12 protein-coding genes are annotated in these 16,400 nt (G+C 43.9%); 10 read left to right on the top strand and 2 right to left on the bottom strand.

Going from position 1 to position 16,400, the window contains the following annotated elements; all coding sequences use genetic code 11:
- Window positions 1-28 precede the first annotated feature (28 nt).
- The gene (locus FKV70_RS20480; protein ID WP_142614059.1) at window positions 29-1,228 is read right to left on the bottom strand and encodes a macrolide family glycosyltransferase; all 1,200 of its coding nucleotides are present in this window, start codon (window positions 1,226-1,228) and stop codon (window positions 29-31) included.
- 237 nt (window positions 1,229-1,465) lie between these two features.
- Here FKV70_RS20480 and FKV70_RS20475 point away from each other — a divergent pair, with 237 nt between their 5' ends.
- The 8 genes from FKV70_RS20475 (at window position 1,466) to FKV70_RS20445 (ending at window position 10,335) form a co-directional block, all read left to right on the top strand.
- Window positions 1,466-1,660 carry an H-type small acid-soluble spore protein gene (locus FKV70_RS20475; protein WP_142614056.1) on the top strand — a complete coding sequence of 65 codons (195 nt, stop codon included), beginning with the start codon at window positions 1,466-1,468 and terminating at the stop codon, window positions 1,658-1,660.
- An 18-nt stretch (window positions 1,661-1,678) separates the two neighbouring features.
- Complete coding sequence (locus tag FKV70_RS26195) at window positions 1,679-1,849, top strand: hypothetical protein (protein WP_013373210.1); 171 nt, start codon at window positions 1,679-1,681, stop codon at window positions 1,847-1,849.
- 252 nt (window positions 1,850-2,101) lie between these two features.
- Entirely contained in the window at window positions 2,102-3,346 is a 1,245-nt protein-coding gene (locus FKV70_RS20470; protein ID WP_142614054.1) for a sensor histidine kinase, read from the top strand.
- Window positions 3,343-3,993: a response regulator gene (locus FKV70_RS20465; protein WP_142614052.1), complete on the top strand. Its 651-nt coding sequence runs from the start codon at window positions 3,343-3,345 to the stop codon at window positions 3,991-3,993. The genes FKV70_RS20470 and FKV70_RS20465 overlap by 4 nt, the downstream gene beginning before the upstream one ends.
- Window positions 3,994-4,167: 174 nt before the next feature.
- Window positions 4,168-5,589, top strand: coding sequence for an efflux RND transporter periplasmic adaptor subunit (locus tag FKV70_RS20460; RefSeq protein ID WP_142614050.1), 1,422 nt, complete (start codon window positions 4,168-4,170; stop codon window positions 5,587-5,589).
- Complete coding sequence (locus FKV70_RS20455) at window positions 5,586-8,696, top strand: efflux RND transporter permease subunit (protein WP_142614048.1); 3,111 nt, start codon at window positions 5,586-5,588, stop codon at window positions 8,694-8,696. Before FKV70_RS20460 ends, FKV70_RS20455 begins: the two co-directional genes overlap by 4 nt.
- Before the next feature lie 153 nt (window positions 8,697-8,849).
- Window positions 8,850-9,311 (top strand): MarR family winged helix-turn-helix transcriptional regulator, encoded by a 462-nt coding sequence (locus FKV70_RS20450; protein WP_063212887.1) that lies wholly within the window; start codon window positions 8,850-8,852, stop codon window positions 9,309-9,311.
- Window positions 9,298-10,335, top strand: coding sequence for a threonine aldolase family protein (locus FKV70_RS20445; protein WP_142614046.1), 1,038 nt, complete (start codon window positions 9,298-9,300; stop codon window positions 10,333-10,335). Before FKV70_RS20450 ends, FKV70_RS20445 begins: the two co-directional genes overlap by 14 nt.
- A 227-nt stretch (window positions 10,336-10,562) precedes the next feature.
- Here FKV70_RS20445 and FKV70_RS20440 read toward each other — a convergent pair whose 3' ends face one another.
- The gene (locus tag FKV70_RS20440) at window positions 10,563-11,402 is read right to left on the bottom strand and encodes a helix-turn-helix transcriptional regulator (RefSeq protein WP_142614044.1); all 840 of its coding nucleotides are present in this window, start codon (window positions 11,400-11,402) and stop codon (window positions 10,563-10,565) included.
- 187 nt (window positions 11,403-11,589) lie between these two features.
- Here FKV70_RS20440 and FKV70_RS20435 point away from each other — a divergent pair, with 187 nt between their 5' ends.
- Both FKV70_RS20435 and FKV70_RS20430 read left to right on the top strand, forming a co-directional pair.
- Window positions 11,590-14,907, top strand: coding sequence for a pectinesterase family protein (locus tag FKV70_RS20435; RefSeq protein ID WP_142614043.1), 3,318 nt, complete (start codon window positions 11,590-11,592; stop codon window positions 14,905-14,907).
- Window positions 14,908-15,124: 217 nt separating this feature from the next.
- Complete coding sequence (locus tag FKV70_RS20430) at window positions 15,125-16,342, top strand: macrolide family glycosyltransferase (protein ID WP_142614041.1); 1,218 nt, start codon at window positions 15,125-15,127, stop codon at window positions 16,340-16,342.
- Window positions 16,343-16,400: the final 58 nt, after the last annotated feature.

Genomic DNA, 16,400 nt, shown 5'->3' with positions numbered 1-16,400 from the left:
TTTTTGTGGCCATTTTGCTCGTGTAATTTTAGGCGCGCTTATGTTGTAGATAAGCATCAAGATAAGCGTCAATTTTTGCGAGAGCTTCTTTTGTACCGCCGGATTGCTGGAAGCTTTCATTAATTTTTTGTACGCCCTCTTTATACGCTGCGTTTGACACTACCTCATGTACAGCATCTCTTAACGTTTGTATATTAATTTGATCCTTGGTTATCCGATAGCCAGCTTGAAGTTCCGTTAACCGCTGTGCGACCATGGGCTGATCCTTGTCCTGAGGCAGCACGACCAAGGGTACGTTAAAGTGAATTCCTTCATTCACACTGTTCATTCCACCATGGGTAATAAATACATCTGAATGACGTAATACCTCCAATTGAGGGACATAGGACGAGATGATAAAGTGCTCAGGGGCCGGGTTAATTTTGGTGAAGTCGGCCTTCTCGCCAGCCGCAATCACGACCATGCCTTCAAAATCGGAAAAAGCTTCAATGCAGGTGTTAAAAAAGTCCTCGGTATGGTCCAGCACAGTTCCCATCGAAATATACAAAACCTTTTTACCCTGTAATCTGTCCAGCGGGAATGAGTTTTCTTCTTTGCGCTCCGGGAAGCTGGGACCAATAAAAAGATGCTCGTCTCCAAATTGTTCACCATTCGGTTGAAAATATTTGCTCGTATATACAACATTCAAAGCCCCTGAATTGTTCATAAATTGAACCAGCTCTTTGGGGGCAACACCGAATCTTTCTTTCATGAGCTGCAGTGAAGTCGTGACTTGTTCATCAGGATGGAACGGTACTTTAGCGTCGGAGCGGAAGAGATTGGCAGCCATCAGATGATTTGAAATGAGAAAAGATGGGGATGAAGAGATGCCTGGAATATTCAAATAATCTCTTACTAATTCACCAGCTCCGAATCGATCATAGAACACCAAGTCAAAGTGAATACGCTCGGACAGCTCCTGAGCGATGGCTAAGATATCCATCGAGGTCTGGATATGAATATTCAAAAATGCGTTCAGTCCTGCCGGAGTGTTGGTATCAATGGAAGCAGTCCTGACCAGATCAGGATGCAGGTGAACCTTCGCTCCAACTGCTTCGAGTCTATTCTTGTATTTCTCAGTTGTAATGTAATGAACCTGGTCCCCTCGTGCTGCAAAGGCTTGCGTGATCCCAAGCGTGGGGTTTACATGTCCTTCTGCCGGAAAATTAACCATTAATACATTTAACATCCATCCTTACTCCTTTCCTACTCTTTATTTAAGATGCAGTTTAACTGAATCTCTTCATCCATAATAACAATAATATTTATTTTTTCAAATGATATCCTTTCATGATTGTGTTTTAAAACGCGGTCAACATCATTCTAAAGAATAAAGTAAGGATATGTTGACATGAAATGTGTATAACAAATATTTACCTCGTGCATAGTAAAGACGAACCTATTTAGCGAGGGAGGTTTTTTCTAAATGAATGTTCAAAGAGCACAAGAAATAGCGTCCTCTCCCATCATGGCAAATGTGTTGTGCGAGGGGTTGCCCATCTATATTCAGCATGTGAACGAACAACGTGAGACGGCACGGATCTATGCGCTGAACAACCCGGAAGAGGAACGAGAAGTGCCTTTGTACACGTTGACAGAACGTGATCTGACCCTTGAATAGAAAGGAGTGACATGGAAAATGAAACCCAATCAACAGAAAGAAATCGAGGCAGATCGTTTGAATTTTCGTGATCAGACGGATGATGTGGTCAGAGAGGTACCGGCCACCACGGATGCCAGCGAAGCTGTTGCAGCAATGACCTCGCACATCAATAAATATGATGTACCAGATGAGTTGGAAGAAGAATAGAGAGTGGACAAGCGCGCACAGGATAACCTGCTGCGTGCTTTTTATATGACGTATAATTTTGGATGGTATCGAACAAAAAGTATTCAATGCCCAAACGTACAAGTGAAGCTGCCCATGTGTACGTTTTTTTCTTTTCGTTTTTTTGTAAAATAAGTTATACATGATTACTGTTCAAAAGAAATGACCAGCTGCTCAGAGCGGCATTGTTTCTAATAAGTTGAAAAACCGAATTCAGAATTGTAGGAGGGAATTATGAACGATGAATACAATGTACAGGTTCAAAATCTAGAGCCGGAAATAAGTGAAAGTAAAGGTGAAGGTGAAGTTGAGACCAAGGACATTTCGAAAGTATTAACCATCATATGGATTTTTATAATATATAGTGAGTCTGTCATTCTTCAACATTTATCCAGCGGTCTAAATCTGCTGCAAAGCTTCTTTTTCACTGTAATCATCATATTGCACATTCTTTTGTACTTGCATGCTCATAGAGTTGCAAAATATTTTTCATGGGCTTATTTTGTTGTGCAAGGGGGATTAATCTTTGCAAGTGCATTTCTTCTACCTGAAAGCTTCTCCATAGTACTGGTGGGGTTAATGCCCGTTTTGGTAGGTCAGAGTATAGGTATTTATTATAAGCCGCTTAAGGTTATTCTTGTATTTTTAATCTCCTATGTACTTTTTTGTGTGGCTGTGGTCTGGCATAATGACGGCAGGCAATTTGTGTTGTTCATCCCGCTATTTTTTCTCATTGCAGTTGTTATCATAGCGTATGCCATTCTTTTTCTCAAACAAGTCAAAGCACGAATTCGAACGCAAAACGTTCTGAAAGAGCTTGAAATCGCACATCAAAAGGTGGAGGAACTTACACTTGCTAACGAACGACAACGTATGGCCCGTGATCTGCATGATACGCTGGCTCAAGGTCTCGCTGGGCTAATCATGCAGCTTGAAGCTATTGATGCCCATCTGACCAAAGGAAGTACGCAAAGAGCTCAGGAGATCGTCCAGCAATCGATGTCACAAGTGCGAAGGACCTTGTCTGATTCGAGACGAGCCATCGACAATCTGCGTTCGAAAACCATCTCGGAGGTTGACTTTGCAGAAGCAGTAGAAGAAGAAATACAGCGATTTACAATGGCTACGAGCATTCGTGTAATACGCAACATTAAAATTAAAGCTTCAGTCCCCAGACTGCTGTTTGAACATGGATTGTTTATTATAAGCGAGTGTTTAACCAATGTAGCGAAGCATTCACACGCGAATACCGTATGGATTCATATTTTAGATAACGAAGGCAGGATTGAAATTGAGATTCGTGATGATGGAAAAGGATTTGATACGGATATTATTGCCAAGCAAACAGGACATTACGGAATAATAGGTATACATGAACGTGTACGGATGCTCGGTGGAAGCATAAATATCAACAGTATAGTTCAAAAAGGAACAGCTATCAAAATAGAGGCGCCTCTTGCTAAAGGAGATCTATCATGAAATACAAGATTTTAATTGTCGACGATCATTGGGTCGTAAGAGAAGGGTTAAAGCTGGTGTTAGAGACCAATGACAGCTATGAAGTTATTGGCGAGGCCGGAGAGGGTATAACAGCTCTTAAATTGATCGAAGAACTTCAACCGGATGTCATATTGCTGGATTTATATATGCCACAAATGAGTGGTTTGGAAACTATGAAAGCCCTCAGAGAAAAACAAAATGAAACGCCAGTCATTATTCTAACTACCTATAACGAAGATGATTTAATGATTAAGGGACTTTCATTGGGAGCAAAAGGATATTTGCTAAAGGATACCAGTCGGGAAAACCTGTTTCGCACGATTGAGTCAGCACTAAGGGGCGAAACGCTGCTTCAGCCAGAAATCACATCAAGGGTGTTCGCTGCAACGAATAAGAAAGAAGCCAAGCCAGAGCCGCACGAAAGCAACTTAACTCTTACTGATAAGGAAAGGCACATATTAAAGTCTGTTGCACATGGTTTTAAAAGCAAGGAAATTGCCTTTGATATGGGGATCTCAGAGCGTACTGTCAAAGCGCATTTAACGAATATTTATAACAAGCTTGGTGTTGATTCCAGGTCCGAAGCTGTTGCCGTTTCACTGGAACGTGGTATTTTACAGCTTTAAAGATTGTAACTGAATATATGTGATTTCATTGCCCAGTCGTACATAAGGTGCTTGCCCCTTTGTACGATTTTTTTGTGTGTTCATTGTTATAACATGAAACAAGAAATGAAAAAAGCCTACATGACCCACGGGTTGCTGATAGCACCTTTAGAAGAGAGAATCAGGGAGGATGACATGAAGTTGAAGAGAAAAGGAATCAGGATCATGATTACAGGGATTGCATTAGCTATAGTAGCTTCCGGTTGCTCCAGTGCAACGGAGAACTCTGTAACACAAGCAAGTCACCCGGTAAAAGTAGAGAAGCTTGTAATGAAACCTTTGGCCAATGATTTTAATTTGGCAGGAACATTGCAGGCCAGTAATGAAGCTAGTGTTTCCTTTGAAGCGGATGGACGTATATTGAACACTATGGTTGAGGTAGGGGATTCCGTAGAAAAAGGGAGTGTCCTTGCGAAGTTAGATACATCTGCCTACCAGCTGCAACTGGATCGGGCCAAGGCCACCATGGAAAAGGCAAAAGCCGGTCTTAGCCAAGCGGAGGCTTCTGTTCAATCGGCACAGGCAGGTATTCATAGTTCACATTCCCAGGTCGATGCGGCCCAGTCGAAATTGCAGGAATTGAATAATGGCGCGAAAAAGCAGGAAATTGCACAGTCACAAAATGCAGTTACCGCGGCCACCAAGGCTTACAATAAGAAAAAAGCGGATGCCGCACGGACGCAAAGCCTGTTCCAGGCAGGTGCAGCCTCATTGTCGGAAAATGAGAATGCACAGCTGGAATTAGCGAATGCACAAAAAAGTTTAAGTGACGCACAAGAGCAGCTGTCTCTCTTGCTTGCGGGAGCCTCGCAGGAGCAACGTGCCCAGGCTTCAGCTGGTGTAGAGCAGGCCAGAGCAGGGCTGGAGACCGCTATGGCTACGAAGCAGCAAGGGCTAGCCAGTAAAGCTCAGGCGCAGGCTACCTACGAGGATGCATTGGCTGCTTATGAACAGTCATCCTTGTCACTTAAAAAGGCTACTTTAACTTCCCCGATCGCTGGCGTAGTCATTGAAAAAAAGGTGTCTGACGGTCAACTGGGCTCCAGTGGGAGCGAGGCATTCGTCGTCGGGAATATCAAGACCTTAAAGGTACTTCTTCCCGTACCGGACAGCGAAATCTTATCGTGGAAGAAAAACCAGAAAGTAAATGTATCACTCTACAATGAAATTAGAACAGGGACCGTTACTCAGATCTACCCATCAACGAATGCGAAAACGGGCAGTATTAATGTGGAAGTCAGCCTGCCCAACCCTGAACTGGATTGGAAACCTGGACAAGTCATCAGCGCAGCTAAAAGTGTGAATCAATCGGAAGCACTGTTAGTGCCTGTAGAATCCGTGATTAGCACGGGAAGTGACCCTTATATTTTTAAAGCAGTAAATGGTAAGGCCGTTAAAACCACGATTAAAGTGGGAAAAGTGACGAATAATCAATTCGAAGTTCTCTCCGGACTACAGGCAGGCGATCAAATTGTTACCCAAGGAGCAGGAACCTTGTTTAATGGCGATGTAATTGGGAATGATGTGCTTGGGAAATCGAAGGAGTCGTCCGAATGATTAAATATATCGTTAAAAAACAAAAAATTACGCTCATTTTCTTTGGCATGTGCATACTGCTAGGACTCTTTAATTTTACATCGTTACCCAAACAGGAGCAGCCTGATGTTATTCCCATGACCGCCAGTGTTACAACAGTCTATCCGGGTGCCTCACCTGAGAGAGTCGAGCAGACCATTACTAAAGTCATGGAACAGAAAATTAAAGCTGTACAAGGTGTCAAAACGATTTCTTCCACTTCATCGAAAGGCCAATCCAGTATCATCATAGAAGCTTTGAATGATGCGGACCCGACAAAGGTATGGGAAGATCTACGTACAAAGGTGCAGGATGCACAATCCGAGCTTCCAGACGATGCGATGCAGCCTATAATCAATGATAGCATGACCAGCTCTTTTATTGGTTCATATGCGATCACCTCTGATAAGGTTGAGGATTTGTACTCATTAAATGAATTAATGAACAAATGGAAAGATCAATTAAAAACAGTCCCTGGTATTTCGCAAGTTAATATTCAAGGAATACCTGAGCAAGAGGTACGAGTCAGTTTAGACACGCAAAGGATGCAACAATATAACATCTCCTGGGAACAAGTCGTTCAAGCGATCAAGGATGAGAATGACAGAGTGCCTACAGGAAGTATGGATTTCAATGAGCGTACTTACCAGCTGACGGTGAATGCTTCAACTGATCCATCGATTCTAAATAACGTCCAGATTTCAAGCAATGACGATGGATTCCCGATATTTTTGAAGGATATAGGCACTGCCTCGCTTGTTTTTAAAAAAGCAGCTAGTTATACGTATGTGAATACGAAGCCTGCTATTTCGATCAGTGTAAGCGGAGATATAGGGACAGATGTGCCGACAGTATCTAAAGCAACCACAGCTAAAATCAATCAGCTTGCGAGCAGTCTGCCGAAAAATGTACATTTTGAGCTGCTTTTCGCCCAAAATGATCGAGTGAGCGAAATATTTGGAAACCTGACCAAAGAGATGATGATCGCTATTTTATCGGTCATTGTGATATGTACTTTAGGCTTGAATTTGCTGACTTCTGCATTTGTGGCGTTGGCCATTCCTGTTTCCATCGCCATCGGCTTTATTTTCTTGCCTATGACAGGAACTACGCTGAATCAAATTTCAGTCATCGGGCTCATCATCGTGCTGGGGATATTAGTTGATGATGCTGTCGTGGTCAATGACAACATTGAACGCCGACGCTCTGAATTTGGGGAAAATGCGACAGAGGCGGCCATTAAAGGAACCAAAGAGGTATCCTTATCGATCATTACAGCTACGCTAGCTACGGTTGCAGCATTTGCCCCGCTGTTATTCCTGCCGGGTAATATCGGAGACTTTATTAAACCGATCCCTACCGTTATCTCGTTAACGATGCTGGCTTCGATGATTATGTCGCTAACGATTATTCCTATTTTCCGTCAATGGTATGATCAACGCCGTAAAGGGAAACAGAGTAACCAAGCAGTTAAGCCGCCTGGGCTTCTGGGTCATCAAATCCAGTCTCTATCCAACGTGTACTCTAAAAATTGGATGCCAAGAATACTGCGGCGTCCGCTTTTAACAGCGTTGGTCGGTCTTATGATGGGTACGGCAGCTTATGGGCTACTAGCGCTTGTTCCCATTCAATTATTTCCCGAATCCGATCAAGCGGATGCCACGATCAGCGTGACCATGCCGGAAGGAACGTCGTTGCAGGCAACCAATCGGGTTATTAACGAGATTGGGATGTGGGTCAAAAAACAACCAGAAACAGAACGGCTGTCAGCAACGGCAGGTGGAGGAGCGCCTCAAATGTACAGCGATGTTGCAGGCGGTCACGGCTCCGGAGGAGCGGTCAACGGTCAACTTGCTGTCGTTGGAAAAGAGGGACTATTTGATCTCCAGAAAACAGTGGATAATTGGAACCATACGCTGCAAGCCAAATATCCATCTGCATTGATCAGCATTCGGGTTCCTCAATTAGGTATTCCGGTCGGCAGTGCGGTGTCTATCCGAGTGAAGGGAGAAGATATTGATAAACTGCAAAAGATGACAGCTAAAGTCAAAGAAATAGTTGCAGGCACCCCCGGAGCAATTGACGTGACCGATAATATGGGGATGCAAAGCTATAATCTGAATTTCCAAGTCAATCCACAAGCGTTGGATAAATATCGGGTTACCTATTCTAATTTGACGCGAACTCTGCTGTTAATGGGGGATGGAGTCAATGTTACGGATTTTGATACAGGTAAGGAATTGCTGGATATAAATGTCTACATGAATAAACCAAACGATGATCCTGAGGTATTGTTCCAACAATTAAGCGTAACCAATGCGGCAAAAGAGCAAATTCCATTATCCCAGTTAGTCACGATGAAACCGGGCTTTTCCATTCAGCAAATCCATCGCTATGATTTGGAACGGACGGTCACGATCTCAGCCAATGCGAATGGGCGTACGGCTACAGAACTTACTAATGACATTCGTAGCAAACTAACGAACACACAGTTTGAACCAGGCTACACTTGGGAGATGGGAGGAGAAACATCCGCGCAATCTGATATTTTTAAAGATTTGGGCAAGTTAGCCATTATCGTTGTTTTTCTTATCCTGCTCTTGATCACGATGCAGTTTTACTCCATCTCCACACCGCTCATTATTATGACCACTGTGTATCTGGCAGCGGCAGGCGGTATTCTTGGAAGCTTTATTTCGGGCATGCCCATTGGATTCATGAGTATTATGGGGATCATTTCACTGGCCGGTATCGTCGTGCGTAACGGTATTGTGCTGATAGAGTTTATTGAAGATGCGCGCCGTGAAGGAGCTGATCTGACAGACGCCATTCTGATGGCATGTTCTGCCCGTTTCCGCCCGATCTTGCTTACTTCGCTAACTGCGATTGTAGGTATGATCCCTATTGCCACAATAGGGGAGATTCTCTTCAAACCGTTGGCAACGACTATTATCTTCGGATTGATCTTTTCCACCATTTTAACCTTGTTTGTCGTTCCGACACTGTATATGGTCGTAGCTCATCTGAAGCTAAAACGGAAGCAGAAGCAGGAAAAGTCTATAAATAACGATAGCTCATTGACCTTGTAAGTAAACACAGAAAAGAATACGCTTTAATTTTCCTTTTAGAGAATGGATCGTACATGAGGCGAAGGTCTTCATGTACGATCTTTTTATTTGTTGACATAGTCAACAAATATCATTACTATAATTGTTGCAAAAGTCCACTAAATAGGGGGAGTTATGGTCAATATAGATGCTAATATCATAGCGGATATGAGGCGTTTTAATCGGTTCTATACGAATTTACTTGGTGTTTTAGATAGACATGTGCTGGATAGTGGATATTCCTTTACCGAGGCACGTGTCATTATAGAGATCGGGTTGATCGAGCCATGTATTGCGAATACGCTGGTCGAATCTCTTAAAATTGATCGCAGCTATATGAGCAGGATCATTGCTAAATTTTGCAAAGAGGGCTTTCTTGTTAAGGAAAATTCAACGTTGGATAATAGAACAAATCTGATTCGTCTGACACCCAAAGGAAAAACGTTCTACAACCAATTGAATGAAAGGTCTGATGAACAAATTCTACGATTAGTTCAAGGACTTTCAGAAGAAGAGATTCAACAGTTACATGCTTCTATGTTGTTAATTCAGAAGAAATTGGATATTTCGGAGAGGATACAGAATGATACGATTTGAATGCGACTATACCGAAGGTGCCCATGAACGTATATTACAGCGATTACTGGAGACGAATGAGGAACAGACGCCAGGCTATGGTACGGACGATCATTGTGCAAAAGCCAGAGCTTATATTAAAAAGGCATGTGACTCTGAAAATGCGGATGTACACTTTTTAGTTGGAGGTACACAGACCAATACAACGGTCATTTCTTCGATTTTGCGTCCGCATCAAGGCGTGATTGCGGCAGTTTCTGGACATATTGGTGTGCATGAGACCGGAGCAATTGAGGCTACTGGACATAAAGTACTAACATTACCAAGCGAGGATGGGAAAATCCGGGGTGAACAGGTAAAGGAACTGTACGACGCTCACTGGCGTGATGCTGCTCCTGAGCATTGTGTACAGCCCGGGATGGTCTATATTTCTCAACCGACCGAGAATGGAACGATCTATAGCCGATCCGAGCTAGAAGTGTTAAGTAGAGTCTGTCGTGAATGTGATTTACCGCTATTTATAGATGGGGCCCGCTTAGGATATGGATTGGTTGCAGAGGATAACGATGTATCTTTAGCAAATATCGCACAGCTGTGCGATGTGTTTTATATTGGCGGCACAAAAATTGGAGCTATGATGGGAGAAGCCATCGTTATCCTAAATGATGCTTTGAAAAAAGATTTCAGATATATGATCAAGCAAAAAGGAGGACTGCTGGCTAAGGGCAGAATACTGGGCATTCAGTTTGAAACGCTGTTTGAGGACGGTTTATACTTTGAGATTTCCAAACACGCCATAGATATGGCCATGTTGCTGCAAAAAGGATTATCCGAGCAAGGTTTTTCTTTCCTATATCATTCTACAACCAATCAGCAGTTTCCGATTATATCAGATCGTATATTACAGGCGTTGAGCGAAAAATATACTTACTCCTTCTGGGAAAAGGTTGATAATACACATACTGCTGTTCGATTCTGCACCAGTTGGGCCACGAAGAAAGAAAATATTGAAATGCTGCTTCAGGATATCAAAGCATTACAATAGAGGTCACGGATAAACGATCAGTATCATCTTGAAGAGGTAAAATGAATGATGAAATAGGCCATACCTCGTTGCATACATGGCAGCGAAGTATGGCTTTTTTGTCGTGTAAATGACCTAATCTAGGCGGCTCGTCTTTAGTTCCATGAAAGAGCAAGCAGATATAAAAATGGAAAAACGAGACAAGAGTGGATGTATAAAATCAGCGCCTAATTATTTACACTGAATACCTAACGAACCTGTTTACGGTATTGCAGAGGGGAGAGCCCGGTTATTTTTTTAAAGATTTTATTAAAATGGGAAGCATGACCGAAGCCGACATCCTCTGCAATATGCTGGATTTTGTCCTTGGTGGTTCGAAGTCTGGTTTGAGCCGCCCTGACCCTCACTACGCGGATGTATTCGCTGAAATGAAAGCCAGTCAATTTTAGAAAGATGCGGCTTAGGTAAGCTGGACTAATAAAAAAGCAGGCGGCCACTTGTTCGAGAGTTAACGGCTCGCTGAAATGATTCTGAATAAAAGACGAAATTTCTGTGATTTTCTGATGCATGGGATGAGAGGAAACAAGGTCACTACGCTCGGCTGCTTCTGATCGGTGCACGAGGATGAGCATTTCCAGCAGCAAATACTGTACACAACGGTCATGCAGAGGCTGCTTGTTTCTACATTCGCTATTCATTTGCAGGAACAGCCGTTCCACTTCGACTTGTTCTCTAGCGGGTAAGCGAAGCAACGCGGATTGCTGATACGGCGGTAAATCCAGAATGTCACGATCCTGCTGTGGGAGAAACGTCGGAGAAAAATGAATCAAAATGCGTTCAGTTTTCTCCAACTGCGTGCAGGCGGTAGAGTGTAAGTCATGAGGGAGGATGAATATCAGATCGCCCTTGCGAGCGGTGTATACCTTGCCATTCATAAAGTAGATGCGTTCGCCCTGCAGCAAAAAATACAGCTCATAGTTCTCATGAACATGAGGTCTGGGCATAACAGTGAAGCCGGTACGGTAGATGTGATGAATGGAGAATTGTTGTTCTCCGATGACATATTTGTCTTCCTTGATTTCATTCATGTGCTTCTTCCTTTGCCAATTAAGATAAGTAAGCGCATTCATATAACCTTAGTATATATGACACTTGCCCACGGTAAAAGCAGAAAAGATTGATGAAAGGAGGTGAAGTGATTTCTGAACGTCTCGGATCATTCTTTTATAAAAGTGTGCGCTGATGTGAAAGAAAATCTTGGGGAGGAAACAGAATATGAGCAAGCAACGTACATGGAAAAGGGTGCTATGTAATGTGGTTGTGGGTTCAATGTTGTTGACCTTGTGCCCGCCACTGATCCAAGCAGAGACTGCGGTAGGAACAGAGTTGGCAAAAGTGGAAAAGGTAGAAAAAACAGCGACGAATATTCCGGCGTTTCCGGGGGCTGAGGGTGGCGGTAAATATGTTACCGGCGGACGCGGAGGTGAAGTATACGAAGTTACCACGCTGGCAGACTACGGCAAAGGGGAGCAGATGATCCCCGGATCTCTTCGAGCAGCGGTCAGCTCCGATAATCGGACGGTCGTATTCCGGGTGGGTGGAACCATTCATCTTAAGGAACCACTTAAAATCTTGGGCAACAACCTGACGATAGCGGGTCAGACAGCTCCTGGCGACGGCATAACTGTAAGCGATTACACGACAGGGATTGATGCAGATAACGTGATTCTTCGTTACCTGCGTTTTCGATTAACCGACCGTTACTCCAGCGAGGATGACGCTTTAGGTTCCAGATATCATAAAAATATTATGATTGATCACTGTTCCTTTAGCTGGTCGGTGGATGAGGTACTGAGTCTGTACGATAACGTAAATACGACGGTACAATGGTCCATTGCGTCCGAAAGTATGCTGATGACCACACACCAGAAAGGTCGCCACGGCTACGGCGGCATATGGGGTGGTCGAAATTCCACCTATCATCATAACTTGCTGGCTCACAATGCAAGCCGCAATCCGCGTTTCCCAACCGATAAAAAACAAATCGATGCTGTGGAAATGACCAATAACGTCATTTATAATTGGGGATTTTTCTCTTCCTATGGCGGCGGTGAAGGGTCGTATAATGTGCTGAATAACTATTATAAGTATGGTCCTAACACATATAAGGACGTTCGTAGTCAAATCTTTGTAGACGTGGGAAGTGAAAAATATAAAACACGCATGTTTATTGGTGGCAACTACATGTATGGGAACGATTCGGTTACCAAAGACAACTGGCAGCTTGGAACATCCATTGGGTCGATTATTGATCCTTCCACTCGTTTGGCAGAGCCGATTGAAGTCAGAGGCGAATACGACAACGGGATTTCACCGAATGCGTATGGTCCATATCAAGCGACAGATGCACAGACCGCTTATGCTGAGGTGCTTGCCGGTTCAGGAGCGACACTGCCAAGAAGAGATGCAGTGGATGCCCGCATTATGAATGATGTGAAGAATGGAACGGGTGCATTTATCAACTCCCCACGGGAAGCAGGGTGGATATATGATGATTATAGCGTAACCACCGCGGAGCTTACTGACAGTGATCTTGATGGCATGCCGGATGAATGGGAACGTGCCCATGGGCTGGACCCCAAAAATGCAGACGGCCGTAACGGTCAGCAGCTTGCCGGCACAGGGGAGTATGCTCATTTTGCCAAGGGCTACACGAATCTGGAGGTCTATTTGAATGATCTCATTGCGAAGCTGTCCAATGGAAGTGAGGTGGGTAATCCCGAGGTCGCCGTACAGGTATCGGATGAAGGCGGACGTTCATTGAAGCATAACGATATTTTGGAAGCGGGACGTAATGCAACCATAACTGCAATGGCCAAGGACCAAGATGGCATTGCTCACGTTGAATTTATCATTGACGGCAAACTCGTCGGAAAAGTAGAAAATGCGCCTTATCCAATCGATTGGAACCATGTGACGGACGGTACACACTACATTGTTGCACGGGTGACGGACCGTAAGGGAAATGCTACATTTTCCAATCCTGTCACCATTCATGTCAACACGACTGCACCAACGGGAAGCTGGCTCAGCGAAGAGGTTGGCTCTGAGGGCAACGATGGCTATATCCAAGGGAACACTCAGGTATTAAAAGAAGATTCAAACGGCAGCAGCATACGCCTAAAATCGGCGGGGGATATTGACGGGCAGGCTGATCTTTTCCATTATGCTTATCAGAAATGGGAGGGAGACGGCGAACTTACAGCCCGTGTGGAGAAGATTACTCCTGTAGACGATAATGCCGAAGCAGGTGTAATGATTCGTGAATCACTGAAGCCTGGATCAAAAATGGCCTTTATGTCTTTAGCATTTGTTAAATATGGCAAACAGGGCATTCTTATCAGTCGTGATCAAACGGATGGTAAAACGAAACGAGCGTCAATGGAGACGTTTATTACAACGCCATATTCGGTTCGTCTGGTGCGACAAGGGCAAAAGCTTACCGGATGGGTATCCACCGACGGTGTGACGAACTGGGAGAAGGTTGGTGAAACCGTTATAGATTTTTCAGATCATCAACCGCTATTATTCGGGCTAGCTACCGATGCATCCAAACAGCAAAACGATGTATGGAATTACAATACGTCGGAATTCAGCAATGTTACGATCCGCAAGCTAACAGGCTCAGGAGGAACCTCTCCTACTAGTGTGGTTGTATCGACCTATGGCCCTGCTGACTATACATCCCTTCAGGCAGCTATTGATGCAGTCCCTGACAACAGCAACACAAGGACTGTGATCCATCTCAAAAACGGTACGTACCGGGAAAAAATTAAGGTGAACTCCTCCAAAAAAAATCTGAGCATTATCGGAGAAGATCGGGACAAAACGATCATTGCTTTTGATGATACGGCCAAAACGGTGGTGGACGGAAAGGAGTTAGGAACGAGCAACAGCTATACCATGCGTGTGCAAAGCCCTGATTTTGTGTTGGAAAATGTGACGGTCGCCAACACAGAAGGAACCGGACAGGTGCAGGCTGTAGCGTTATATGCCGAAGGTGATCGTGGCAAGTATCACAATGTCAAAATTACTGGCCTACAGGATACATTGCTTGTGAACCGTGGCAGACAGTATTTTAAGGACAGCTACATCAGTGGCAGTGTTGATTTTATATTTGGCAATGCACCTGCCGTATTTGATAATTCGATCATACACAGCCTGCGTGCCGGCTATGTGACAGCAGCTTCAACAGAAGAGAACCAGCCGGGTTTTGTATTTACTCAGTGTCGTCTGACAAGCGAGGCTGGATTGACAGGCAAGGTGGATCTTGGGCGGCCTTGGCGGTCTTACGCTCATGTTACTTTTTTAAAGACCTATATGGATGATCATATCAAGCCAGGTGGCTGGAACAATTGGGGGAAGGAATCCAATGAGCAGACCGCAAGATTTGGAGAGTTCGACAACTTTGGACCAGGTGCAGAAAGTAGCGGGCGTGTACGTTGGGCCAAACAGCTTATGGCTGACGAAGCCAACCAGTACACCGTTGAAGCTGTTCTGAGCGGGACCGATCATTGGGATTGGCGTCTATAAATCTAATGTTCAATAGATAAGCGGGGGGATGCGCTTTAAGCGTTCCCCCGCTTATGCGCGTGTTTATGAGCAATTTTGATGTGATACATACATGATCTAAAAATGAAATCATTTGTTTTTATGGTAAATATTTTATATATTGAATATGCGATATATGTCATCATCATGGATAAAACTAGCGTTTTTTTTGAATATATTATGATGTCGGAGGTGTAGGATGGCACGTGTGTTGGTTGTGATCACGCCTGCTGAAGGCCATGTTAACCCGTCATTAGGATTGATTAAGCAATTGGTCGATAGGGGGGAAGAAGTAGATTATGTGTGTTCAGAGGAATTTGGTACGAGAATTCAACAAACAGGAGCAAACCTGATCACCTATCCATTTGGCGCGGATGCATTTATTCATAACCCTGTATTAAAGCCGGCTGAATATAAACATCATTATCAATTCGTGAATATGATCGTTAAAGGTTTGATTGAACCGATTATTCCAAAGGTTTTGAAGGAAATTGAAAATAAGGAGTATGATTACTTAATTTATGACTATCTGATGGGTTGGGGAGGCAGAATTATAGCAGAGAGGCTGGGAATACCTGCGGTCTGCACGGTCTGCTCGTTTGCTTTCGTAGAGCCTCTGGGATCTGATCAAGGCTGGGATGATCATGATATAAAAGTGAGAGAGCTTTATGATGAGACGATGAAAGTAGTATATCAATTAGCTGAGGAGTTTCAGGTTACCGCACCTGCTATGGATGAGCTTGATTCACATTCCCACAGCCTAAAGATCGTGTATACAAGCCGTTATTTTCAACCGCAAGTCGAAGAGCTGGATGACAGCTATATTTTTGCAGGTCCCTCTATTGTACCACGTAAAGATGCGCCTGCATTTCCGTTTGAACAGCTTCGTGCTTTGTATCCGCAGGTTGTGTATATCTCATTGGGAACTATTCTTAATAGGGATTTGGAGTTTTATAAGCTTTGCTTTGAAGCATTTCGCGATTTGCCCGTGCAATTTGTACTGTCATCAGGCCAATTTGCGGAGATGGAGTTATTGACAGACAATATCCCGGACAATTTTATGATCAAGCCTTATATTCCGCAGCTAGAAATGCTCCAGCGTGTAGATGCCTTTATTACACATGGAGGAATGAACAGTGCGAGCGAAGCCTTGTATTACAACGTGCCGATGGTCCTGGTTCCGATGACATCGGATCAGCCGATCGTAGCCAACCGGGTGCAAGAGCTGGGAGCGGGTATTGCTGTGAATAAAAATGAACTCACACCTGCTATCTTAAAAGCTGCTTTAGTAGAGGTATTGAACCAACCCATCTATAAACAACAGGCCCATGTAATTGGACAATCACTCCGTCAGGCTGGCGGTTATATGTATGCGGCTGATGCAATTATGAGTCGTTTCTCTACTATAGAAAAATAGGGTACGTGTACGGCAGCACCCGATTTTAACCAATCAGGAATATGCGTGGCATAATCGT

It is taken from the genome of Paenibacillus ottowii, assembly GCF_006874425.1.
Taxonomy (GTDB): domain Bacteria; phylum Bacillota; class Bacilli; order Paenibacillales; family Paenibacillaceae; genus Paenibacillus; species Paenibacillus ottowii.
Note: the sequence above shows the minus strand (reverse complement) of the source record. Positions and strands in the feature narration are given on the sequence as shown.

Excerpts from the sequence above, each read along its gene's own strand:
- FKV70_RS20445 (WP_142614046.1), top strand. The coding sequence starts at position 9,298 with ATGATACGATTTGAATGCGACTATACCGAAGGTGCCCATGAACGTATA.
- FKV70_RS20455 (WP_142614048.1), top strand. The coding sequence starts at position 5,586 with ATGATTAAATATATCGTTAAAAAACAAAAAATTACGCTCATTTTCTTT.
- FKV70_RS26195 (WP_013373210.1), top strand. The coding sequence starts at position 1,679 with ATGAAACCCAATCAACAGAAAGAAATCGAGGCAGATCGTTTGAATTTT.
- FKV70_RS20460 (WP_142614050.1), top strand. The coding sequence starts at position 4,168 with ATGAAGTTGAAGAGAAAAGGAATCAGGATCATGATTACAGGGATTGCA.
- FKV70_RS20480 (WP_142614059.1), bottom strand. The coding sequence starts at position 1,228 with ATGTTAAATGTATTAATGGTTAATTTTCCGGCAGAAGGACATGTAAAC.
- FKV70_RS20470 (WP_142614054.1), top strand. The coding sequence starts at position 2,102 with ATGAACGATGAATACAATGTACAGGTTCAAAATCTAGAGCCGGAAATA.
- FKV70_RS20450 (WP_063212887.1), top strand. The coding sequence starts at position 8,850 with ATGGTCAATATAGATGCTAATATCATAGCGGATATGAGGCGTTTTAAT.
- FKV70_RS20430 (WP_142614041.1), top strand. The coding sequence starts at position 15,125 with ATGGCACGTGTGTTGGTTGTGATCACGCCTGCTGAAGGCCATGTTAAC.
- FKV70_RS20475 (WP_142614056.1), top strand. The coding sequence starts at position 1,466 with ATGAATGTTCAAAGAGCACAAGAAATAGCGTCCTCTCCCATCATGGCA.
- FKV70_RS20435 (WP_142614043.1), top strand. The coding sequence starts at position 11,590 with ATGAGCAAGCAACGTACATGGAAAAGGGTGCTATGTAATGTGGTTGTG.
- FKV70_RS20440 (WP_142614044.1), bottom strand. The coding sequence starts at position 11,402 with ATGAATGAAATCAAGGAAGACAAATATGTCATCGGAGAACAACAATTC.
- FKV70_RS20465 (WP_142614052.1), top strand. The coding sequence starts at position 3,343 with ATGAAATACAAGATTTTAATTGTCGACGATCATTGGGTCGTAAGAGAA.